This is a genomic window from Pseudomonas sp. GW821-FHT10C09 (assembly GCF_059415465.1).
In genome coordinates, this window is sequence record NZ_JBWKNG010000006.1 from 32,337 (window position 1) to 56,674 (window position 24,338).

16 protein-coding genes and 1 pseudogene are annotated in these 24,338 nt (G+C 54.6%); 6 read left to right on the top strand and 11 right to left on the bottom strand.

The window, feature by feature from the left end; all coding sequences use genetic code 11:
* Positions 1 to 11: 11 nt before the first annotated feature.
* From AC07N8_RS07345 to AC07N8_RS07365, 5 genes are all read right to left on the bottom strand, one after another.
* The gene (locus tag AC07N8_RS07345; protein WP_027924261.1) at positions 12 to 848 is read right to left on the bottom strand and encodes an ABC transporter ATP-binding protein; all 837 of its coding nucleotides are present in this window, start codon (positions 846 to 848) and stop codon (positions 12 to 14) included.
* Entirely contained in the window at positions 836 to 1,639 is an 804-nt protein-coding gene (locus AC07N8_RS07350; protein ID WP_027924262.1) for an ABC transporter permease, read from the bottom strand. Before AC07N8_RS07350 ends, AC07N8_RS07345 begins: the two co-directional genes overlap by 13 nt.
* A 9-nt stretch (positions 1,640 to 1,648) precedes the next feature.
* Positions 1,649 to 2,635, bottom strand: coding sequence for an ABC transporter substrate-binding protein (locus AC07N8_RS07355; RefSeq protein ID WP_493142826.1), 987 nt, complete (start codon positions 2,633 to 2,635; stop codon positions 1,649 to 1,651).
* Positions 2,636 to 3,013: 378 nt separating this feature from the next.
* Positions 3,014 to 4,384, bottom strand: coding sequence for an aspartate aminotransferase family protein (locus tag AC07N8_RS07360; RefSeq protein WP_493142828.1), 1,371 nt, complete (start codon positions 4,382 to 4,384; stop codon positions 3,014 to 3,016).
* A 33-nt stretch (positions 4,385 to 4,417) separates the two neighbouring features.
* A complete protein-coding gene (locus AC07N8_RS07365) occupies positions 4,418 to 5,908 on the bottom strand; it encodes an aldehyde dehydrogenase (RefSeq protein WP_493142830.1) in 1,491 nt (496 codons plus the stop codon).
* A 225-nt stretch (positions 5,909 to 6,133) separates the two neighbouring features.
* Here AC07N8_RS07365 and AC07N8_RS07370 point away from each other — a divergent pair, with 225 nt between their 5' ends.
* Positions 6,134 to 7,054: a LysR substrate-binding domain-containing protein gene (locus tag AC07N8_RS07370; protein WP_493142831.1), complete on the top strand. Its 921-nt coding sequence runs from the start codon at positions 6,134 to 6,136 to the stop codon at positions 7,052 to 7,054.
* Between the two features lie 201 nt (positions 7,055 to 7,255).
* On the opposite strand, the pseudogene hrpB reads toward AC07N8_RS07370, so the two are convergent.
* Positions 7,256 to 9,391: pseudogene (gene hrpB / locus AC07N8_RS07375) on the bottom strand (ATP-dependent helicase HrpB); the annotation flags it as partial.
* Positions 9,392 to 9,480: 89 nt separating this feature from the next.
* Here hrpB and AC07N8_RS07380 point away from each other — a divergent pair.
* From AC07N8_RS07380 to AC07N8_RS07395, 4 genes are read left to right on the top strand one after another with little or no spacing between them, the layout of a single operon-like run.
* Positions 9,481 to 11,769 carry a hypothetical protein gene (locus AC07N8_RS07380; protein ID WP_493142833.1) on the top strand — a complete coding sequence of 763 codons (2,289 nt, stop codon included), beginning with the start codon at positions 9,481 to 9,483 and terminating at the stop codon, positions 11,767 to 11,769.
* Between the two features lie 37 nt (positions 11,770 to 11,806).
* Positions 11,807 to 13,834 (top strand): site-specific integrase, encoded by a 2,028-nt coding sequence (locus AC07N8_RS07385; RefSeq protein WP_493142835.1) that lies wholly within the window; start codon positions 11,807 to 11,809, stop codon positions 13,832 to 13,834.
* A complete protein-coding gene (locus tag AC07N8_RS07390; protein ID WP_493142837.1) occupies positions 13,831 to 14,436 on the top strand; it encodes a hypothetical protein in 606 nt (201 codons plus the stop codon). Before AC07N8_RS07385 ends, AC07N8_RS07390 begins: the two co-directional genes overlap by 4 nt.
* Complete coding sequence (locus tag AC07N8_RS07395) at positions 14,433 to 15,848, top strand: tyrosine-type recombinase/integrase (protein WP_493142838.1); 1,416 nt, start codon at positions 14,433 to 14,435, stop codon at positions 15,846 to 15,848. The genes AC07N8_RS07390 and AC07N8_RS07395 overlap by 4 nt, the downstream gene beginning before the upstream one ends.
* A gap of 387 nt (positions 15,849 to 16,235) precedes the next feature.
* Here the strand turns inward: AC07N8_RS07395 and AC07N8_RS07400 are convergent, their stop codons facing one another.
* The 3 genes from AC07N8_RS07400 to AC07N8_RS07410 all read right to left on the bottom strand — a co-directional run bounded on the left by AC07N8_RS07400 (position 16,236) and on the right by AC07N8_RS07410 (position 19,834).
* Entirely contained in the window at positions 16,236 to 17,597 is a 1,362-nt protein-coding gene (locus tag AC07N8_RS07400) for an amidase (protein WP_493142840.1), read from the bottom strand.
* A 110-nt stretch (positions 17,598 to 17,707) separates the two neighbouring features.
* Positions 17,708 to 18,922 carry a hypothetical protein gene (locus AC07N8_RS07405; RefSeq protein ID WP_493142841.1) on the bottom strand — a complete coding sequence of 405 codons (1,215 nt, stop codon included), beginning with the start codon at positions 18,920 to 18,922 and terminating at the stop codon, positions 17,708 to 17,710.
* 12 nt (positions 18,923 to 18,934) lie between these two features.
* Positions 18,935 to 19,834, bottom strand: coding sequence for a nitrilase family protein (locus AC07N8_RS07410; RefSeq protein ID WP_493142842.1), 900 nt, complete (start codon positions 19,832 to 19,834; stop codon positions 18,935 to 18,937).
* A 290-nt stretch (positions 19,835 to 20,124) separates the two neighbouring features.
* Between AC07N8_RS07410 and AC07N8_RS07415 the strand changes: the two genes are divergently transcribed.
* Complete coding sequence (locus tag AC07N8_RS07415) at positions 20,125 to 21,156, top strand: LacI family DNA-binding transcriptional regulator (RefSeq protein WP_493142844.1); 1,032 nt, start codon at positions 20,125 to 20,127, stop codon at positions 21,154 to 21,156.
* A gap of 415 nt (positions 21,157 to 21,571) precedes the next feature.
* Here AC07N8_RS07415 and AC07N8_RS07420 read toward each other — a convergent pair whose 3' ends face one another.
* Together AC07N8_RS07420 and AC07N8_RS07425 are read right to left on the bottom strand one after the other, a co-directional pair.
* A complete protein-coding gene (locus tag AC07N8_RS07420; RefSeq protein WP_493142846.1) occupies positions 21,572 to 21,937 on the bottom strand; it encodes a histone-like nucleoid-structuring protein, MvaT/MvaU family in 366 nt (121 codons plus the stop codon).
* Between the two features lie 843 nt (positions 21,938 to 22,780).
* Positions 22,781 to 24,334, bottom strand: coding sequence for an SAVED domain-containing protein (locus AC07N8_RS07425; protein WP_493142848.1), 1,554 nt, complete (start codon positions 24,332 to 24,334; stop codon positions 22,781 to 22,783).
* Positions 24,335 to 24,338 lie beyond the last annotated feature (4 nt).

Below are 24,338 nucleotides of genomic sequence, written 5' to 3' on the forward strand. Positions count from 1 at the left end.
TGGGAATCGGTTCAATGCACCTCTTCCAGATCGTCATGCAATAGCCCGAAGATCTTGCGCTTCATGTCGATAAACGAGCGTTCCATGACCATGTCCAGCGTCCGTGGGCGTTCGATCGGCACGTCCAGAATCTGCTTGATCCGCCCAGGCCTGGCGCCCATCACGTAGACCCGGTCGCCGAGCAAAACCGCCTCGTCGATATCGTGGGTCACGAACAACACGGTCTTCTTGCTGTTGCCCCAGACCCGCAACAACAGCTGCTGCATTTGCAGGCGCGTCTGGCTGTCCAGCGCGCCGAAAGGTTCGTCCATCAGCAGGATCTGCGGATCGTTGGCCAGCGCGCGGGCAATCGCCACACGCTGCATCATGCCGCCGGACAGCTGCTTGGCGTAGTTATCGGCAAACCCGCTCAAACCAACTTCATTGACGTAATAGTCGACGATCTCCTTGCGCTGGGCAGCCGCCATGCCGCGACGCTTGAGCCCGAATTCGACGTTCTGGCGCACGGTCAGCCACGGGAACAGTGTGTAGCTCTGGAACACCATGCCACGGTCCGCACCCGGCCCCTGGACTTGCTGGCCACCGACGTAGATCTCGCCTTCGGTGGGCTCATTGAGGCCGGCGGTGAGGTACAGCAAACTTGACTTGCCGCACCCCGAAGGCCCGACCAGCACGGCGAATTGTTGGTCCGGCACCTCGAACGACACCTGCTCCAGCGCAGTGAACATGCCGCCATCAGGTTTCTGATAGCGCAGGCTGACCTTGTCCACTTGCAGCCTTGGAGCGGCTTGCACCGGGGCAGCCGAGGGTGTGACGAAGCGAGGGTTGACGGCGCTTACTGAGCCCATGCGGCGATCCTCAGACGTAGGAAACGGAACAGTTGATCGGTGACCAGGCCCAACAGGCCGATGATCGCGATTGCCAGGAAAATCACATCCACTTGAAAACCACGCATGGCTTTAAGGCTCAAGTAACCCAGGCCACTGGAAGCGGCGACCAGTTCGGCCACCACCAGGTAGGTCCAGGCCCAGCCCATGGTCACGCGCAAGGTGTCGAGCACACCCGGCAACGAGGCCGGGGCAATCACATGCAGCACCGCGTCGCGACGGGTCGAGCCCAAGGTGTAGGACGCGTTGATCAAGTCCTTGGAGATGCCTTTGGACACGTCCGCGATCATCACCAGTTGCTGGAAGAACACACCGAAGATGATCACCGAGACCCGCTGCTCCAGACCGATACCGATCCACAGAATGAACAGCGGCACGAACGAGGTCACCGGCAGGTAACGAATGAAATTGACCATCGGCTCCAGGAACGCCTGGACGATACGGAAGCTGCCCATCAGCAACCCCAGCGGCACCGCCACCAGTGACGAGACAATGAAACCGACCATCACCACTTCGAGGCTGGCCCACACATGCAGGCCAAGGGTGCCGTCGCGGCCCAGGCGCACGGCGGCTTCGGCCACCGCACCCGGTGTCGGCAGGAACATGCCCGGCACCACGCCGCCATAGGACAACCCCGCCCAGAGGCCGATCAACAACACCCAGGCCAGGCCGCTTGCGCTCCAGATCACCTGCACCGGCAGGCCGGTCTTGGGCGTGATGCAGCGGCTCAGCCATGAATTGCGCTTGAACATGCAAACCTCCTACAGCGGGGTGACGAAACGGTTGTCGATCAAGTCGTCATTGCTGACGTTGTAGGGTTTGCCCTGCAATTCACTGGCGGTTTCATTGGCCAGTTTGATCAGCGGTTCGCTGTCGCCCGGCTTGCCCGGCGAGCCGAGGAGTTTTTCGCTCATGGCCTGATCGTAGAAGCGCACGCCTTGCGCGGCGGCGGCCAGCTCCTTCGGATCGGCGAGGTAACCGCCGACACCTTTGGCCATGATTTTGTAGGCTTCTTCTGGATGGTCCTTGGTGTACTGGACCGCTTTGTACAGACCGGCGACCAGTGCCTTGACGTCTTGCGGCTGCTTCTCGATGACGGCGCAGTTGAGCGCGACCACATCGACAATCACACCCGGCGTGCTGCTGCTGTCGATCAGCACCTTGCCCTGTTTCTTGTCACGCACCATCGACAGATGCGGCTCCCACGTCACGGCGGCCGGCACGCGACCGGCGATGAACGCAGTGGCAGCATCGTCAGCTGTCATGTTCTGCACGGTGATGTCACTCATGGTCATGCCGTGTTTCTTCAGCAAATACGACAACCAGAACTGCGAGGTCGACCCTTCGTTCACCGCCACCGCTTTGCCTTTGAGCTCCTGCAGACTCTTGACGTCCTTGCCCACCAGCACGCCGTCGCCGCCATGGCTGTCATCCAGCGCGGCCACTGCCTTGAAGCAGAATTGCGGACGGTATTTCAGCACTTCGTCGATGGTCGACGCCGAGCCAGACAACTCGCCCGAAGCCTGCGCGGCCATGTACATCGACGCCTCCTCGACGACGGGCAGTTCGACGGTCAAGCCGTTTTCCTTGAAGTAGCCCAGGTCCTGAGCGAGGTAGAGGGTGCCGTAGCCGACCCAGGTGGTGTGACCGATAGACAGGGTGCCGGCCTGGGCGCTGGTGGCGACCGTGGCGGCGATGGCGGTGATCGCCAATGGATGAGCGATGCGGGTTAGCAAGGACTTGATCATGGAGCACTCCCAAAGCTGTTGATTTAGTTTTGATGGGCAGTACGGCCAGCGGCCCTGAAAATCAGCTGTCACCTCAGGTCTCTGATGGACCTTGTGGCGGGCAGCATCGGGCTGACTGGCGAAGTCGATGTTGGCCCAGTGCGGGGAGAAGGAAAATTAGGAAATATGTCGAGGCGAATGATGAAAAAGCTGTGTAGCGCGCACTGGAAAAGGGCGGTGTGGGCGGGGGTGCTCGAGGTGGGTGCAAAAGGTGCGAGGTGCGGTGAATCGGCCATAGCATTCGCGAGCAGGCTCGCTCCCACAAGGGACTTGTGATCGACACAAATCCAATGTGGGAGCGAGCCTGCTCGCGAAGAGGCCCGCAAGAGCGCTACAAGATCAAAGTCGGCCGTATTCCTGCGCCGTACGATCAACCGCTTTCAGGGTCTTGCCCACCAGCTCATCAATCTCTTCACGACTGGCAATCAACGCCGGTGCCATGATCATCCGCCCCAGCGTCGAGCGAATAATCACCCCCTCTTCAAAGCCAATCGTGCGGCAACGCCACGCGATGTCGTTCTCGTTGGCAAAGCGCTTGCGGCTGGTTTTGTCCTCGGCCAATTGCAACGCCGCGACCATGCCGACGCCTTGAATATCGCCCACCAACGGGTGATTGCCGAACACCTCGCGCAAGCACTGTTGCAGGTACGGGCCGATGTCATCCTTGACCCGCGTCACCACCCCTTCATCACGCAAGGCCTTGAGGTTGGCAATCGCCACCGCCGCCGCAACCGGGTGCCCGGAATACGTCAGGCCGTGGGCAAACACCCCGCCCTGCTCCACCAGCACGGTGGCCATTTTCTTCGACAGGATCAACCCGCCCATCGGGATGTAACCGGAGGTCAAACCCTTGGCGATGGACAAGGTGTCCGGCTCGAAACCGAAGTACTCGTGGGCGAACCATTCGCCGGTGCGACCGAAGCCGCCGATCACTTCATCAGCGCACAGCAGCACGTCGTACTTGCGGCAGATGCGCTGGATTTCCGGCCAGTAACTTTCTGGTGGGAAGATCATCCCGCCCGCGCCCTGGAACGGTTCGGCGATGAAGCCTGCGACTTTGTCCGCACCCAGTTCGAGGATCTTCGCTTCCAGTTGCTGCGCTGCCCGCAGGCCAAACTCAGCCGGGGTCAGATTGCCTTCGTGGGCGAAAAAATACGGCTCGTCGATGTGCTCGATGTCCGGAATCATGCCGCCCATTTCGTGCATGAACTTCATGCCACCGAGCGCCGTCGCGGCCAGGGTCGAGCCGTGATAACCGTTCCAGCGACCGATCATGATTTTCTTCTCGGGCTTGCCGAGAATTGTCCAGTAACGGCGCACGGTACGGATCAACACCTCGTTGGCTTCAGAGCCGGAGTTGGTGTAGATCGCGTGGCTGTAGTGCCCCGGCAACAGGCTGAACAGCAGCTCCGACAGCTCGATCACCTGCGGGTGAGTGGTGTGGAAAAACATGTTGTAGTACGGCAGCTGCTCCAGTTGCTGAGTCGCTGCCGCCGCCAGATCCTTGCGCCCGTAACCGAGGTTGGTGCACCACAACCCGGACATGCCGTCGAGGTAGCGCCGACCGTCGTTGTCCCACAGGTGCAGGCGTTCGCCACGAACCATCACCCGGGGTCCTTCGTCATTGAGTGCCTTTTGATCGACGAATGCATGGATGTGGTGCGCAGCGTCGGCGGCCTGGTAGTCGCGGGTTTCACGTGGTGTGGTCATCGCCAGTTCTCCGTTTTTTTTTAGCGGCTGTTATCAGCGCAGCTGAAACCAGGTGGTCTTCAACTGGGTGTATTTATCGAATGAATGCAGCGACAAGTCACGACCGAAACCGGACTGTTTGCCGCCGCCGAACGGCACGGTCACGTCGAGTGCATCGACGCTGTTGACCGAGACCGTTCCCGCTCGCAATTGCCGCGCCACACGGTGGGCGCGATTGAGGTCATCGGTCCACAGCGACGCCGCCAGACCGTAGACGCTGTCGTTGGCCAGTTGCAAGGCGTGGGCCTCGTCATCGAACGCCGTGACGGCCAGCACCGGGCCGAATACTTCGTCGCGAAACAGCGGCATGTCCGGGGTCACACCGGTGAAAATCGTCGGCTGGATGAAGTTGTCAGAGCCGTTGAAGATCGACTGCCGGCCACCGCACACCTTGGTCGCGCCCTGACGTTCGGCTTGCTGGATGAACTTCATGATGCGCGCGGTCTGGCGGCTGTCGACAATCGCCCCGGCGCCGCTCGACGGGTCCAGCGGATCGCCCGGCAACCAGCGCTCGGCCTGGGCCATGAGGCGTTCGACGAACTCGTCATGAATCGAGCGTTGCACCAGCAAACGCGAGTTGGCCGAGCAGACTTCGCCCTGATTGAAGAAGATCCCGAATGCGGCTTTTTCAGCGGCCAGATCGAGGTCCTGACAATCGGCGAACACCAGGTTCGCGCTCTTGCCGCCGCACTCCAGCCACACCTGTTTCAGGTTCGACTGCGCAGAATATTGCATGAAAAATTTGCCGACTTCGGTAGAGCCGGTGAACACCAGGCAATCAACGTCCGGGTGCAAACCGAGGGCTTTGCCGGTCTGCTCGCCGAGGCCCGGCAACACGTTCAATACGCCTGCCGGCAGGCCGGCTTCCAGCGCCAGCTCGGCCAGGCGCAGGGCGGAAAACGGTGATTGTTCGGCGGGTTTCAGAATCACCGAGTTGCCGGCGGCCAGGGCCGGTGCGAGTTTCCACGCAGCCATGTCCAGCGGGAAATTCCACGGCACCACGGCAGCGACCACCCCGAGGGCTTCACGGGTGATGGTCGCCAGCACGTTCTGCGCGCTGGGGGCGATCTGGTCGTAGAGTTTGTCGAGGCTTTCGGCGTACCAGCGAAACACCCCGGCCGCGCCCGGCACGTCGATGTTGTAGGCGTCCATCACCGGTTTGCCCATGTTCAGCGAATCGAGCAATGCCAGTTCTTCGCGATTGACCATGATCAGGTCGGCCAGGCGCAGCAGCACCTGTTTGCGCTCACTTGGCGAGCGCGCCGACCAGATGCCGGCTTCAAATACCTGCCGCGCATTACTGACAGCGGCGTCGACCTCTTCATCGCCACACGCCGTCACGTTGGCCAGGCATTGCCCGGTGGCCGGGTTGATCGCGGCGAACGTCTGGCCGGATTGCGCGGAACGGCGTTTACCGTCGATCACGGCCTGGTCGGGAAACTGCAGCGCTGCGGCTTTGTTTTGCCAATATGCAAGCTCGAACACGTTCAGATGCTCCAAGGGCTTTTCTTGTGATTGGATGGTGGCCCAGCCCCGTGTCCACGAAAAATAGTAAAAATGTTTTCGCAGACCATGAAAAAACTGGGCAGCCAACCTCCCCCAGCGCGCGGTATGTGGTTATTGTTCAAGCACAACAACACCGTCGTCAGAACGGACGCAGTCGGCGCGAAAATTGCCTGGATGCCTTGATCATCCACCCCGAGGTTTGCCGTGGCTGCCTACAACTTGCGTCAACTGAAATACTTCATCACCACCGTCGAATGCGGCAGCGTCGCCGAGGCCTCGCGCAAGCTGTACATCGCCCAGCCGGCGATTTCCACGGCGATCAAAGGCCTGGAAGACAGCTTCGGCGTGCAACTGCTGATCCGTCATCACGCCCAAGGGGTGTCCTTGACGCCGAGCGGCGCGCGCTTCTACCGCAAGGCTCAGGAACTGCTGCGCATGGCCAAGGAGTTCGAGCAGAACGCCCTGGCCGACAACGACGTGGTGGCCGGGCAGATCGACATCGGCTGCTTCGAAACGGTCGCGCCGCTGTACCTGCCGCAACTGATTGCCGGGTTTTCAGCGCTGTATCCGGGGGTGAAAATCCGCATCCGCGACGGCGAGCAGCAGGAACTGGTGCAAGGCCTGACGTCGGGCACCTTCGACCTGGCGATCCTGTACGAACACGACCTCGACGCCACCATCCAGACCGAGCCACTGATGCCGGCGCAGCGACCTTATGCGTTGCTGCCGGCGGACCATCGCTTTGCCCAACTCAAGCAGGTATCGCTGCGCGACCTGTGCCTGGAGCCGATGATTCTGCTGGACGTGCAACCGAGCAGGACCTACTTCGTCAGCCTGTTCGAGGAATTGAACCTGTCGCCGAACATTGCCTTCAGTTCACCGTCGATCGAGATGGTCCGGGGCATGGTCGGGCAAGGGTTCGGCTTTTCGATCCTGGTCACGCGACCGCACTCGGAATGCACCTACGACGGGCAGAAAGTGGTGTGCGTGGACATCGTTGAAGACGTCACCGGTTCAGGGTTGGTGGCGGCGTGGCTCAAGCGCGGGCAGTTGACCAAGCCTGCGCAGTTGTTTGCCGATTATTGTCGGGAGCAGCTAACCGCGAAGGCCGGCTCCCGGCCCTAATGAAAGTCTAAAGCCAAGTGAGCACCCTGTGGCGAGGGGGCTTGCCCCCGTTGGGTCGCGAAGCGGCCCTAAACCCGTCACCCGCACTTTTTCAGGACGACCGTATCAGCTGGTTTTACGACTGCTGCGCAGTCGAACGGGGGCAAGCCCCCTCGCCACAGGTAAGCCCCTTTGCCACAGGGTTAGTGTTTAGCCATAGGATTACTTGCGGGGTTTGATCCGCGCCGTCGCCTCGGCCACCAACGGGTCATCCGGCCAGTAATGCTTCGGGTACCGCCCCTTCAAATCTTTCTTCACCTCGGCATACGTGCTGCGCCAGAAGTTCGCCAGGTCCTGGGTCACCTGCACCGGCCGCCGAGCAGGCGACAGCAGATGCAGCTTGACCACTTGCCGGCCACCTGCAATACGCGGCGTCTCGGCCAGGCCGAACAGTTCCTGCAAACGCACCGCCAGAATTGGTGGTTGCTCGCTGTAATCCAGACGAATCGACGACCCCGACGGCACGCTTAGATGATGCGGCGCCAGCTCATCGAGCCGTTGCGGCAGCGGCCATGGCAGCAGGTTATGGACGATGCTCGACAGATCCAGGTTGGCAAAGTGGCTGAGCCGCGAGACTTTGCCCAGATACGGCATCAGCCAATGTTCGAGGGCTTTAAGCAGCGCGGCGTCGCTGACATCCGGCCATTCACTTTCGCCCTTGCCGGCCATATCCAACTGACGCAACAAGGCCACCCGCGCCTGCCACTGACGCAACTCCGGAGTCCACGGCAACAACTCCAGACCTTTGCGTCGCACCAGATTGACCAGCGCCTGACTGCGCGCAGATTCATCAAGACCGGTCAACGGTTCGCGGCTCAGGATCAGCTCACCGACCTTGCGCTGACGCTCGGCGCGCAACACGCCTTCACGCTCGTCCCAATCCAGTTGATCAACGATGCGCACTTGCTCGGCGAGCACCGAGTCGAACAGCGCCGGATCGAAATCCGTCGCCAGATAAATCCGCTCCTCCCGCTGGCCCTGACGACTGCCGAGATCGGCGATCACCAGCCACGCCTGTTTCATCAAGCTGTCAGCCTCGGCGAACAACGCGGCGCGGCCGTTGGCCAAACGGTATTCCGCGCCACCGGCACGGCGCTGCTGGGCAACGCGGTCGGGATAGGCCAGCGCCAGCAGTGCGCCGAGCCAGCGCGGATGATCCGTATCGCTGACCGGCTCCGAGGCTTTGCCGCGCAGATAACCACGGTATTGCCGCGCCAGTTGCCGGGCCCGTTGAACGCCACCTTGAGCACCGCGCGCGGCGCGTTCTTCGCCGGACAACAGCACCAAGCGACTGTGCAGATCGGCGCCAGCGCCACGCAAGATATCGCGCTCACCGAGCAACGCCGCGACATCGCAGGCCATGTCAGCCAAGCCCAGCGCCTGACCACGTAACAACAAATGCGCGATGCGTGGATGCGCCGGCAGTTCCGCCATGGCCTGTCCGTGACGGGTCAGCGCTTCACCGTCCAATGCACCCAGTCGATCCAGCAAGTCCTGAGCCTGGGCATAAGCGGCGGCCGGTGGGACATCCAGCCAAACCAACTGACCCGGCGTCACGCCCCAGCGACCGAGTTGCAACGCCAGGCCGGCGAGGTCCGCCGAGAGAATTTCCGCACTGGCGTAGGCCGCCAGTTGCTCGTGTTGATCCTGCGACCACAAGCGATAACACACGCCTGGCTCCAAACGCCCTGCCCGGCCCGCGCGCTGCGTGGCGCTGGCCTTGGAGATGCGCTGGGTGTCGAGGCGGGTCATGCCGCTGCCGGGGTCGAAACGTGGCACCCGCGCCAACCCGGCATCGATCACCACGCGCACGCCGTCGATCGTCAGGCTGGTTTCGGCGATGTTGGTCGCCAGCACCACTTTGCGCTTGCCGGTCGGCGCCGGATCTATCGCCGCGCGCTGGGCATTCAGGTCCAGCTCACCGTGCAGCGGGCAAAGCAGCACCTGCGGGCTATCACCCAAGGCGTCGGCCAATTGTTGATGCACACGACGGATTTCCGCTTGTCCCGGCAGGAATACCAGGATGCTGCCGGTTTCATCGTTCAAGGCTTCGAGGATAGTCTGTACCAGACGCGGCTCAATAAACTCACCGGGCTGGAACGGCCGCCCCCAGCGCATCGCCACCGGGTACATGCGGCCTTCGCTGCGCAAAATTGGCGCATCGTCGAGCAACCCGGCCAGGCGTTCGCCCTCCAGGGTGGCCGACATCAGCAGGATTTTCAGCGGTTGATCGTCGCGAAACAGCTCGCGGCCATTCAGGCTCAGGGCCAAGGCCAGGTCGGCGTCGAGGCTGCGCTCCAGCACTTGACCGATTGCACCATCCTATCAAAATATATGGAAACGCCGATATAGAAGACTTTCAGGAACTAATACATGAGCAAAACTATTTGACAATTATCAAAAACAACTCAGCATTGGTCAACTACCCTTTCACGGCCCTCTCGCCTGAGGTCGTCGACTTGCTGCAACGAACCGCGAAGGAAGTGGGCAGTGTCACTGCAGGAATACCGCTGAAGCTATTTGAATGCTACTGCGACCTACTGGGAGCGAAGGTGTCGTACCTCAGTCTGTCTAGCCATTGGTATTTAGACCTTGTTAAAGGCTTCTTAGGGGCCTTGAATGACACCAGCCTGATTGACAACGTACCGGCTACACGGAAGTCATTCATTCGTTTGTTTGGATTTGTCCATAACGCTCTACGTGCCGAGATTCCAGCCATGGAGCAGCTTGGGTACGACGAACGGGGCATGGCGTACAACGTATCGGTCTGGGAGGAGCATCGCACCAAGCTGCATGCTGAACGTATCCAGTATTGGAGTTGCTGGGGTATCGAATCCTCCAAAGGGAAGGTTTATTACCTCAACCTTCCCTGCCTGTGGGCGAGCCACGGTCAGGATTTCACCGAAGATTTTTACCATCAGTGGCGGCTGTTCTTCAGAAAAATGGCTGCTCCTGGGTACACAGATGTGACCAAGATGGCCAAATTCCTCTCAGAGCACAGCGAAGACTGGCCAGCCGTGACGTTCCAGCATCCCCAGATGATCAAGGCCTTTTTCCTCGCATTCATGAAGGATTATTTCCTTGATGCCTACCATCGCCAGTTAAACCTCAATTCACAGATCAAAGCGTGGGGTAGGTTCATTTCCAACTGCGAGGAAATTTTCATCGAGACGGGTAAATGGGCCACCCCGTATCAAGGCGGCCTCCCAAAACCGACCGCAAAGTCAGACCTAGGTCTTAGCAGTCGGAAAAAAGTCCGGGAAGACGGTGTAGTAGTGCATGAAAAACTGCTTACGCCGGTGCCACTGCATGTTACCGACGAGGAGGCAATCGAGATTCTATTCCGCAGGATCGCGACGGACATCAAGATTGTTAAGTTGTGGGCGCTCGATCAATGCCGGTTGCTTATGTCAAGAGTTCGCCAGCGTAACGCGTTGGCGAAGGTCGGCACACCGATTCATTCAGGAGCATCCTGTAAAAGCGTGGAAGAGATCGGGCCTGAAAACATCTGCGCTACCTTTGAGAAAGATGGCCTCCAGTCATCCCGGAATTATATTACCTCTCATTTCGGCAATGATAGTGTGGAAAAACTTGCCGATTTGCTTGGCTTACCCACATCTGAAAAACTATTTCCCTTTCAGTGTCTTTTGGTATGCGAGCACCCAGAAATCACAAGTGGTTTTTTTGACGAATTTCAACTTTGTGACGACAACGGAGATTACATTGGCTACATCAAGTCCGATGGCGGAGCCAACCTCATTGGATACAAAGACCGAAGGGGTAAAAAATTTAGCGAGCAGGTGATCGAGCTCAACGCTAGGTCGCAGCAATGGGTGGAAGAAATCATTGAGGTAACCCAACCGCTCAGAGAGGCTTCACGACGGGAGGGTAATCCAGCCTGGAAAGAGCTCTTCATTACATGCGGTGCAGGATTCTCGCGTCCCGCCAGCGCTCGACTACCTAAATGGAATCGCTCCAAGTTTAAAGCGACTCCTATATTGCTAAAAACCCTACAAGAGCAGTTCGCGCCCTACGAACATATGTTGCCCTGTGGCATGCAGCAGTTTTTAGAGCGAGTATCACTCTCAACTATCCGTTCATCCTGTGGTGTAGAAGTATACCTACGCACCAAAAGCGTTACTGAAATGGCCAAGGCATTGGGCCATGCTCAGTATGACACCAAGTTGCTTAGAAGATATCTTCCTGATGCGATTCTTTCCTTCTTTCAAACCAGATGGATCCGTATATTCCAACGCAGCTTCATCTGCGAGGCCATGAAAGATAGCCCGTACCTGCTGGAAGCAGCAAATTTCGAAAGCATGGAAGAACTGCATATCTTTCTGAAAAACCATGCCCTGAAAGATATTCCAAGTCATCTCAGAAACCCTGATAACAAGGCAAGCGACGAACAAGTAGCGCTAGGCTATGGCCGCATCTATATCTCGATTAACGTCGGGATAATGACAGCGCTCCTGTCCCTGGAGGCAGCGGTCAAAGCCTCCGATAAAGAGCATCAAGTGAGCGGCAAGGCTAGGTACTGGGCGGAAGTTTCGAAGGCCGTGAGCGATGAGATTGAGCGTGGCCATGATAGCCTTCTCAAAGAACACCTCGACGCCGCTAAACTCCATTGCAATCCGATACGTATGAGCAAAGTTATTTATGTCGCTGCCGCCTGAGTTAGATTTTTTGGTTCCCTTCTATGAGGAACCTTGCATGGCACTGAAGCATACCGACTGGTTGATCAGCGATTTTGAAGAGAATCTCTGGCAATACAGTTTTGGCTTCAAACAACCCAAAGTCATAGATTGGGATGTACAACTCAACGATGGCAGCCGCCTCATCACCCCTAAGAACGAAGAACTGCTGTACGGCCTAAAGTATTTTCTGACCGCCTCTACCAACTCCCAAGCTCAATTTTTTTCAAACTCGAATGAAATGAGAGCTAACCATCTGGGTCGAGCGCTCCACATTATTGACTTTATCTTGTTGAACGCAGAACAGTTTAAACTAGCCCAGTATGGTTTAGCCGGTTTGGGCAGGGACAGTCTGAAACTAATTCTGTCTGAAATCAGCTCTACCAACGACACTGCCGAATCGGTTTATGGTTGGTCAAAGCGTGTTTCTCTCTATTTCTTGAAATTAGCTGTTGAAGCTAGTCCAATTGATATTCAGCGAGCCCTCAAAGAATGGCCTGAGCTCACCGAAATCACTCCTGATCAGATTGATAACAATACGCTCGACATACCTCTGGATATGATTCCGCATGTCCGTGCAGCTATTTATCTAAAAAAACTTTACAGACTAACGTTTGACAAGGGGCATGCGCCGAATTCCGTTATAATCTCCAAACATATTTATCGAAACACACTCAAGGGAAGGTTTGAAGACAAGCCGACTATTGACATTCTTTGCGTTAAACATTCTGACCATTTTGTGCGTGAATACCTTCCGATATCGGTAACCACGGCAAACCGTGAAAGGATGGGTGATGCCAAATATCGCGAGTACAGAAAAATGCTTTACAGCTTAGGCAACCTACATGAAATTGGGCTGCCGGCACCATCTGCTGCGGATCTCACCAGCGCAAAGAATTTTATCATTGAAACTGAAACCGCTGGAAGGTTCAGAACACTCCCGTCACGCGTTGTGTTCGGAGCAGTTAGAAATGCCATTGAGTTACATATCAAGCATGGAAAAAAAATCATCGATGGCTGGTGCAAGGTAGCCCTCTATTGCAAAAAGAAAAATATCTCCTTCAGCGAGTTAAATGACTCACAGTTTCGACACGCAGTTGGCGCTGAGCTGACTTCATTAGGAATCGAGAATTTTGGCTTGTCCCGGCGCACCGTAGGAATGGCGTATGCTAGTCGCACTAAAGGTTCAAAATCAGATTATTTCACAAAACTACGCTCAAACAAGGGTCTGATTGAGTTGGTCAAGGTATACGTGGGCGGCGCGCAGATCGTGGTCGGTGCATTGATGGCGAGGCGGGTTGGTGAGCTCAAAGATCTCCATACTTCAAACTGCCTGGATACAACCGAACAATGGCTGGTATTTTCCAATCGCAAAAGTACCTATAGGCTTTTTGGAACTCGGCAACTGGAAGTAAGGCCAATCGAACCAATTGCGGTGCAGATGATAAAAAACCTTATCCGGATGCATAAAATCCTTAAACGCCTAGGGTATGTTAGCGAAATGAAGGAGCTTTTTTCTAGCCCCTCCATTAGGGGAGACCTAGCGCTTTCGAACATAAGTTCACACACCTACAACCAAAATCTTGATCTATTCTGCGACTACTTCGAGACTGAAATCAACGATCAGGGCAAGCGTTATTATATTCGCCAGCATCAACTGCGCCGATTCTTTGCGATGCTTTTTTTCTACTCCAGCAGTTTTGGTGGGCTGGAGACGTTGCAATGGATGATGGGTCACACTGATGTCAAACATGTCTGGCACTACATTACTGAGGCCATGGATGGCGCTACCTTACGAGGTGCCAAGGCGCAGTTCGTGGCAGAAGCACTTCATAATGGTGATATTGAAAGCTATGAAAACCTTGCGGCATTGCTTAAGTCTAGGTATGGCACGGAAGACTTTACTGTCGTCGACACGGAAGAGCTTGAGGACTACCTCACAGATCTTATGGAAGAAGGCTCAATCGAGATTGAGCCTGAGTTCTTTGAAGACGATGCAGGACAGCAATTCAAGGTAGTTGCAAAAGTCAAACAGGTGAGCACATGAAAAAAATTGATGCCCGTATTGAACGTAACACATTAGCACTTAACACACTTATCGAGTGCCTTCAACAGATTCATAAGGCGCCCGATAAATTCTTCGAAAATAAAGAGCTGATTACCGCCCTCAAAAGCCAAAGTTCTACAGCGGCGCTCAGTATCACCTTCGAAGTAGGTGAGACAATTAAATCCACCACACCAGTGAGCCTGAATACCCTTAAGAGCTATGCCGAAACAAATCTACCTACCGGTTTTGATGGCCTAAATAAGCTTCGAGTTGCGGCCCTAGACGCTCTGGAGGCTGCTGGACGGAGGGAGCAGCGCTCCAACAAGCGAACCAAGGTTGGTCTGACTTTACGAGTGGCTGAATTAGAGCAGGAAATGAGCATGCATCAGAAAGTAAACCTAGTATTGCTACAAGCGCTCGGTCGAGCACTGGATGACATCAAAAGCGTCAGAGACGCTCCTTCTACTGGGGTTAGAGCTTTACGTGCCAAAGAAGCAATACAGGCGCTAACGGCAATGGCCAGCCTCAATGCCCCGCCATTTGACAAGCTGCCTGCGCCTAATGAACCTTCCGTGGTAAGTCTGGATGAGTACAGACAATGACAGAAAGTAGTTCAAAACAACTTTATTCCATAGTGAAAGAACTTACGCTTTTTTCACACATGGCGCTGGGCAAGGTGGAAACAAATAACTTCACCAACATTCCATTCATAACTTGGCCAAACGGTGCGCCATGCGTCCCAGCTAATCGATATATTATTTCATTGACCGAACGAACTGGTCGGGGCGGCAGTCGAGGTTTGTCCACCCGAGGAACTAAAGGTGGCACGCTCGGCGAGTATGCGTCAAAAATCAGCCAGCTGATCCGCTACTGCTATCACTCAAACGTTGACTTTATTCAGCTCACCGATTCAGATTTTACTGAATTCATAGATTCACTGAGGGATGAGAGTTCACCACTTTATCCCGCATCTAAGAAGAAGACTGAACCTACCATCTTAGGAGTTGGCCGTGTTTGCCTAGCTTTCCTGGAATTTGTTGGACGAACTAATGAAAACCCGGAATTTGTCTCTCCCGGAGGAACGATCAGAATCACGTACAACTCCTTCACGATTAAGTATAGGGACGGCCGTTCCATTAAAAAAACCTACGTCCACCACCACTCCCTGAGCTTAGGGGGACGCACCCGCACAGTATTTCCTATATCAGAAGAAAACGTTAAACGCCTTTCGAATGCAGTAGACAAAGCTTCCAGCTCACGGTTCATTAAGTCTAGGCGGAAGATTATGCTCCTTCTCCTCGAGCATACCGGGGCACGGCGAGGGGAGATATCACGCATCCGGGTCAAAGACGTCCTTGATGCCTTTGCAATGGAAGAGCCTATGCTGAGACTGGAAACCTGGAAACAGAGTGCGTCAAGCGAGCGAGTGATACCGATCCACAAAATGATTTTGAACGATCTAAAAAAACACATCGACATTCACCGCCGAAAGATCGTAAAAAATAGTAAACATAAGAAAGACGACGGATTCCTTTTCATATCAGAAACATTTGCCAGAGGCATATCCCCAGACACAATCACTTCGGAAATTTCACTTCTCAAAAAGCAGGCTGGTATCAGAGAGAAAATTTCGCCACACATGTTCAGGCACGCTTTCATCACCAACAAATTTGTGATGCTCATCAAAGAACATGAAATGCAGAATTCCGACCAGTTTCGACAAGCGTTACTGGATAGCAAAACTTTCATCGCTGAGGTAATGATGTGGACAGGGCACAAGTCCCCCGAGTCCGTTGAACACTACATTCACCTAGCGTTCAAAAGAGTAGCTAAGTATTCCACTACGGTATCCTCAGTACATTTGACCACCGCCATGGAGCTGTTCGACCGTAAGCAACGAGAGTTACTGAATCGACTGAAAATTGACCTTTCCATCGACGAATACGAAATGGAACTGTTGGAGCTACAGCGGCTAAGAGACGAAGATTTTAGAATCGCTCGAAACCGTACTTAGCCATACTGGCTCACGCCTCGTACGTCAGAGTTGGGTCCCTTGGTATACGTGCTTGCGTCAGCACCCAAGGCGCTCGTTAGTGAGGAGATGCCACCTGTGGCCCATCCCTCTCCAGGCCTACAAACCGCTCGGTAACGCAGCGGCTATCCAGGAGGGACGATTACTCCGTAAGCGCTTGATATGCACACCTGCAATGAAACTTGCAAAAAAAATGGAGGCCGAAGCCTCCCAAGTATCGCCGACACATCAAAAAGTCTTAAAAGGCACGAATTTTTAAAGGGCTGTCGACATTCCCTTACGCTATCGAATAGGCAACCATTTGACCGTTCCAATGTTCTTCAAATCATGGTCAAAAAAGTAGAAAAATGTACGCTCAACCTAGGTCAGCTAATGAGTGAAAAATTTATTAGCGATCTCGAGTAAATAATCATCTTTCCCGAGCGGGGCAATCAGTTGGAGTCCTATTGGCAGTCCCTCCACCAATCCGCAAGGAATGCTTATCGCTGGAAGCCCTAACAGATTCCAAGGACTGGTTAAGCTCAGGAGCGCGTCTCGAACATGAACACTGCTTCCACTAATCTCAAGTGCTCGCTTATATAATTTTGGAGCTAGAATTGGAACCGTCGGCATGACCAACAGATCAAACTCCTGGAATATCTTTAACATCGACTGTTGAAGCGACTGCCGAATATGCATCGCTTGAACATACTCCCAGCCTTTCACGCTTTGCGCCGCCAACAGGCGCTCTAGAACTTCTATCTGATACAGCTCTGGGTGATACAGCACTCGCTCCGAGTGAACTTCATATGCCTCGCTCTTTTGAATCAATCCAAATGCGCGGCGAAGCTCTCCAGCCAGCTTTACAACATCACTGGCGCCGGAGATCTTCCCACCAGATAGTGCATCTGCGCACTGGAATACACTGTCTATAACTACAGGATCAGTTAGCGTGAACGTATCTGGTGAGACCCAGCCTAGCTTGAGCTCTTCTGGTTCCACACGGACATCCGAATCTGAGGTTTTTTTCTCTGAAGAAATTTCTCTTAGCACTAGGGCAACGTCTTCTACGCTGTTAGCCAAAATCCCTACATGATCCAAAGTCTTCGAAAGTGGGAAGACGCCCTCTGTAGAAATCCTACCAATACTCGGCTTGAAACCGACCACGCCAGTGAGCGCCGCTGGTATTCGTATTGAACCACCTGTGTCAGTTCCAATAGCAATTGGCACAATTCCAGATGCTACTGCAACGGCACTTCCGCAACTTGAGCCACCGGCCATGCGAGATGTATCCCACGGATTGAGCGTAGGGCCTTGAGCCGCGCAGTCTCCGGTTGGGCCAAAGGCAAACTCATGCGTGGTTGTTTTACCCAGGATGACCGCCCCGGCTGATTTCAGGCGCTGCACACACTCGGCATCATTATCTGGAATATACCCTTTGTAATGTGCCGACCCCATTGTTGTTGGGATCCGCGCAGTAAAAATGTTGTCCTTAACTGCGACGGGTATCCCATGGAGCGGCCCTCGATCAATACCCGCTGCCAGCTCTTTATCTGCCATTGAGGCTGCTTCATAAGCCAAATCTGTAGCCACAAAGGTAAAAGCATTAACCAGAGGATTAATTAATTCATATGCTTCGAGGCTTTTGCGCACCAACTCCACTGAAGTGAACTCACCTATTCGCAGACGCCGCCCCAGTTCTTGCAGAGAGACTCCCGAATAAAAACCTAACAACGGAGGATTCATTTTCATTTTACTTCCGACCAAACGAGAACCATTAATCACGAACCAGCCGCACACATCGATGTGTATCTCAACTGCGACTGGTTCGCACCTCGATATAATTAATGAGTAGGACTGGTCTAATGTGTGGCCACACCAGGCAACATGCCGATAACTGGCAAAACCACCAATGTGCAGATCGCCATTGATATCACGTTGCCAAGGTATGGATGAAAGCTCTTTGGCAGACGGTCAGAGATGGCAGCGGCTAGCGGTGGCCCAATCAGCGCACCTAACAACGCACTGATGACAATCACTACGGGCGTACCACCATAGGTCAGTATTGCGGCAGGTGTCACAGAGACCACCGGTATATAGGTCGGATACCAACCTCTTACCATCCATTGTCTGCGCCACAGCAGTACACCAATAGCGGAGGCCAGTACTTGACCCACCAATACCTGTGCAGCAAGACCAGTGCCATACACTGGACTCAGCGGGTTCAAACTGATGGCAAACAGCAGACCTAAGATCAAGCCGATACTGGCCAGTTCGTTGCCCACGAACGGTGACTCAGTGAAATCAGCAAGAATTCGCCTGACCGTCCAGCTCGGGCCGTACACAAGGGGAGTCGTGGCTCCAGGGCTGGGCGCCTCCACCGGCGCCAGCTTATTACGTACCAATGCTGGAACCAGGCGACAAATTACGAACGCCACCGCACTACCTAGCGCCATTGAACTGACGTTGCCGATGATGCTTGGCAGCTTAAGAGGGTTGCAAACGTAATTCACCAGAACCAGCGCTATCGGAGTCACCAGAAGTGCTCCCATCACGGCACCCACTATCGCGACTTTCCATCCCCTCCCGAACATCAGCACCATGGCAGCTGGTAACGACACGAAGGTCACAAAAGTGGGTTGCCACGCGCTGCTTTGCACGATTGTCCAGCTCCAAAGGAGATTGCTCAGAATCAAGCCCAGAGACGAGCTAAACAATATCCAAGGCAATAACCCAGTTCCATAGGAAACGGAGAAACCTTGCCAGCGCGTCCCTCGTTTGTACGCCCAGTGTGCTAGCAGAGCACCGAGCAACATTCCTACCGAAGCGAACTCGTGTTTATAGAAGGTTGCCTCACTCATGTCACCCAAGAACCACCGCAGCCACGCGAGCGGCTGCGGCAGACTTTGCATGAGTTCAGCAAATCCAGGCCAGTGCGAAGTACCCGAGGTGCCTATTAACGTGGCCAGATGAGCAACTCCAGCCACAATAAGCACTAGCGCAGCAGCAGCGATTGCATTCAATACAATGGAAACTTCAGAAGACTTGAGTTTGCTGACCACAGTTGAGTTTCCCATGCTGGCAGGCCCTCAACGTGGAAACGCGCTGTGGCCGGTATAACCCAGCATGGAATCGTAGAGGTCTGTCCGACGGTCACGAGGCAGATCATTGAGACTGTTCCAGATCGGTGCGCTACGAGCGGAGACCAGATCGATGTCAGCACACACGATGGTCTCACCCTCTGACGGCGCGACCTCGCCAATCGGCCATCCGTTGGTTCCGGCAATTAGCGAGCAGCCCAGGAACCGCTCACCACGATCAGTCCCCACTCTGTTGGCTGCAGCTATGAAAACGTTGTTCACATGGGCGGCAGTCATCGTCAGGTACGAGGCCATGCATTTGCCGGTCTCGTCGAACAGGGGCGGTGGAGTCCATACCCAATTGTTAACGCTGCAGATGATGTCGGCGCCCTGCTGAGCCAAAATCCGGGGCACCTCTGGGAACCAGATATCCCAGCAAATTAGCAGACCGATTCTCCCGATAGGGGTGTCAAACACCGGGAATCCCAAGTTTCCAGGGGTAAACCAGAGCTTCTCCATATTCCACAAGTGGGCTTTGCGGTACTTGCCAATAAAGCCGTCAGGGCCCAGCAGAACTGCCGTGTCGAACAATTGCATTCCATCTCGCTCGGCAACACCAGCGACTAGATAAACGTCGTGTTTCTTCGCGAAGTCCATCCAGATCTGGATGCTAGGGCCATTCGGCACACCTTCCGCATGCTCGAAAGCTTCCTGCCGATTGGTAAAGAGATAGCCCGTGTTTGCAAGCTCCGGCAACACAATGAGGTTCGCACCACCTTCGACTGCCTGTAGCGCCATTGCCAAGCCGTGCCTCAAATTGCGCTCACGGTTTTCCATGCCGACCTGAGGATCGAACTGCACCACAGCCACTCGAACTGGACTCACTTTCTCTTTCGTACTTTCGTTCATCGCTGAAACCTCGTCTTTATTGTTTTAACCCAAACGTTTGGGTTTGGCGACGGATCACTACCCAAACGTTTGGGTAGGCAAACTATGCCCTGAATATTTGGAAAGTCAATATGGTAGGATTGTCCATTCGTCGGCGCAGAATGAAGCCTAAAAGACGATTTTTTCTAGAAAAAGCGCCGAAACTCGTCCGATGTGTTCAAAATTTGGTGCAAAGCCCGCACACTCAGACGTTTGACAATCTCGGGCTTTCGCCCCCTATTGGGCTGAAATAGTCGCGTGAGAAGGAATGTATGAGCACACCAGGAAAACCGATCACACTGAGAGCACTCTCGCAGCAGCTCGGCGTTTCTGTCTCCACCGTTTCCCGCGTCTTGAATGGCTCACAAGATGACGCTGCTTTGGCGGCATCCGCTGAGACAGTGTTGCGAATTAGGAAACTGGCTGCCGAGCTGCAATATCGCCCAAACCCGCACGCTACCAGCCTGAAAACACAACGTAGTCAGGCGGTCGGCGTACTCGTACCGAGGCTGTCCGACCTTGTACTGGCAACGATTTACGAGGGCATTGACGAAGCTGCCTATAAGAATCGGGTCTTCACCTTCGTTTCCAATACCCAGGATTCACCAGCCATCCAGCGAGAGCTGGGTGAAATGGCGCTGGCACGCCGAGTTGACGGACTGATTATTGGTGATGCACATGTGGACTCGGCCAATGAGTTCCTAAAGGACATCGCAGGACGAGGCATACCGTTTGTACTGGTTAGCCGTCGCGCTGGCGATTACTGTTCTGTCACTTGCGATGACTACCGGGGTGGGGCTCTAGCAGCTGAGCACTTCATTTCTCAAGGGCATACGCAACTCGCAGTGATTGCAGGGGAGTCCTTTGCAAGTACCGGCGTAGAGCGTGCAGCGGGCTTTGTTGGTTATTGTCGAACTGTTGGCATCGATATCTCATCTGACTGGATTGTCCCAAGCCATTTTGATACCGCCGCAGGTTATGAAGCAGGGATGAAGCTTCTCTCGCGATCAATACGCCCTACTGCCGTATTCGCCGTAAATGACTTCATCGCGATTGGCGTCATGGGTGCGGCGCGTGCACTCGGCCTAACACCAGGGCACGACATAGCAATTGTCGGCTTCAACGATACCCCTCTGGCTGCGCAGCTTCCGATTCCACTCAGCAGCATTCGGTCGCCGATGCATGAAATGGGATATCGAGCTATGGAACTGCTACTTCAAAAAATCAAAGGAAGGACGGTTAGCTCAATCAGGCTCGAGCCCGAACTAGTCGCCAGAGACAGTTCACTTGTTCGATTGAATTAACTTTATAAGTTAACGTGATGGATAGCATGCATTTTCGGGCATCAAGATAATGTTAAAGGCCTCGCCTACATAGACTCTTGTAGCTCGACTCGCAAAACCCACACCCGCAATCATGATGCGTCCATCCTCAGCGGTGAGCCGGATGAACGGGAGGCCCTCTTCAAGCTGGTAGAGAATGCTGTAGATACAGCGCTAATGGCGCAGGCAGTGCTCCAGCTTGAATGGCCAGCAGGTTGTTCGAGTGCTCGACCTTAGACAGCACACTTTCCACAAGTAATCTGACTTTTGAAGCGCTCTCGGCTGACCTTTGCGGATACTTGCCCAGCTCATAGGTGATCAATTAATGATCGGTTCTGATTAAGATCCGTGCGATAAAAAAGGCTCTCGAAGGGCCCTTTTGTACTCAAACCAAAAATCACTTGCTCAGCCAAGACTCGACCGTCGCGGAGCCGTGCTCTGCTTTCCACTCCTTCAGAGTCTTGTGGTTGCCGCCTTTGGTTTCGACGACTTCACCGGTGTGAGGGTTTTTATAGACCTTCAACACGCGTGACTTACGGGTGCCGGTCTTGGACTCGGCTGCTGGAGCGCGACGACCAGACTTCGGATCAAGCAGGTTGATCACGTTCAGAAGGCTGTAACCGTACTCGGCAAGCAGAGCGCGCAGCTTGGTTTCAAATTCGATTTCTTTCTTGAGGCCAGCGTCGCCTTTCAGCGCCTCGAGAGCTTGGAGCTGTTCGGCAAGGTGTTTTTCGAGTTGGCGGTATTCTGCGAGTTTGGACATGTAAATTCTCATAGACAATTATTTTAAGAATACTCGAGCCATTTCTACTTGAAAAAAATTAGCAGATCAATAGAGCTTAAACGCTTAATCGCCTACGGTTGCTTAAATTGTTCTTTCATTAACTTTTAATCCGCAGGATCAGGCAATAGTCTGCCTACCTCCTTGAAAACGTATGACTGATTTAAAGGCTACTCACCTCCACCCGCCTCAAGAGGAAAATTTGCACCGAGAAGACAAACCTGAAATCGAGAACACCATTCCTTTCGACAAGAAGCATGGCAGACAGCTATCATCTGCTTTTTTCGAGAGCCCTAACAAGCAAGCACGGATGATCACCAACGACCTCAATCATATTTTGCAGCTTCAGAAGGATCTTTGGAGATGGCCAAAATCGAGGTCAGCGGTTATGGTCGGTGCGGGATTCAGTCTCAACTCGAAACCTCTCCCCGGCGTCACATCCTCCTTTCCTACATGGAATAGACTTGTTCGAAAAATGTTCGATAAGCTATGGTTTTCGCATGCAGAATTTTTAAAGCCAAGGTAGATAATATTCTGTGTCTTCCGTCGCTGGGCGATAAGACTTTTTCTGAGATTCTTAGGCGCATGTTTTCTCGCCAAGGGGAATACCAATACGTTTGGCCGGGATCATTATTTATTGGCTCAGGAAATAAGTAGTGCGCATCCGACTGAAGCTCTGCTCATCCAAGTGACAATGACTAACGCCAAGGGATCATTGGACTCCTCGATAGAGCCAAGGTGACACTGACCCGGGGGAGCCCCCCATCCGCTAGCAGACAGCACTCTCATCACTACCGATCAGTCTCGATGAACTTGGTGAGTCGATTACACCACAGGGGGCACCGTAGCGACTTCCGGGTAGACGAGTGACGGCTGATAGGAGTTGTCCACCTGAAACCCAAAATCAAATTCGTAGAGTGTCAGCGGTTTGAGCATCGCAACTTGGCGCCCCAAGTAAAAGGTGAAGGCGTTTGGGGCTGCGATGAACAGATGATAACGCTCCAGCCGCGAGCACGGACGAGCATCACGGTCAGCACGAACTCTTGTCGACAACTGCTCGGCCAACGCATTAGCGTGGGCACCGGAGTCGACCGATTGCGCCGACACGCCGGCACTGGGTCTGGCGACCAGTAACCGACGCAACTTCAGCCCGCTCTGCCCGAGGTAGTGACGCACGGCGCCTTCAGTATCCCGGGTGACACTTACCGCACAAGCAGTGCCCTGCCCCTCAGGATCCAGTTCGTGTTCCTCAAACACCCATGTCGAATGCATGGACGACAGAGGCTCATCATCGGCCGCCCAGATCTTCAATACCGGCGACCTTTGCTCAAGCTCGACCAGGCGCCCGGACTTGGTATCCAGCAGGACGCCCGCGGCAAACGCCAGCGTCACGTGCGCTTCGATCGCCAACCGAATACGCCCCTCACGTGTCGGTAGCCTGAGCAGGAACTCCCGCAGTCTGGGCAGCAGCGAGTCGCGCCAGGCATCGGTGTTGCGAATACTTCGGTCATCAAACTCTGGCACTAGGTCCAGCACTTCGACACAGCGGTTGTCCAGGCGGTCCAAGGCATGCTCGAAGGTTTTCACGCCGAAGGTATAGACAGGGTTCACTGGTTTGCTTGCCAGCAGACCTTCTTGGGCGCACTGATCCCTGAACGATTCACGCGTGTACTCGGTCCGCTTATGACCTACCCACTCGAAAATATTGCCGTCATAGGGGGTTGTACTCGCGTTGGGGGCAGGGCGAATCAATCCATTGACCCGACAGGCCTGATCAAGCAACTCACGGAGCCCGTCAAGCGAATCGCGGGTCAGGTGAAATCCGAGCCGGCCACACAGCTGTTTAAGTTCATCTTCGTCGATGCCCAGATGCTCGGCCCATAGCTTTCTCAGTTTCCCCCTGGCACTGCGCGGCGTACTGCCATCGAACAACTGATTCACGTCCAGGTTCAGCGAGCGCTGCCGAATATGCCGTTTGAGTATGTCCTCCGCTGCGACGCCGTGATTGGTCACCAAAATCAGCTTTGAGACCTGATCGTTCGCCGCATCGTGACGGTGGGCGTCCAGCGCACGCTTTAACAGCGAGGTAGTTGTGGCGTTGATGTACTCGGGGGTCGTCAGATCGACGTGAGTGAACGATCCAGGCACCGCGTGCCATTTGCATTGCATCCGCTCAAACCGCAGCGCCTGTCCAACATGGTCCGGCGGCGCCTTGCCTGGATCGTATTCAATCCAGATGTCATCAAAACCTTTTAACCCTGACTCAAAGCCGACCCGTAATACATTGCTCTCAGGATCCAGCAAGCGCGCGGCGTGCAGCCAGAACATCCGCGCCTGAAAAACATCGCCATCACGGCGCGTGATAACTGCTTGTGCCATGGAG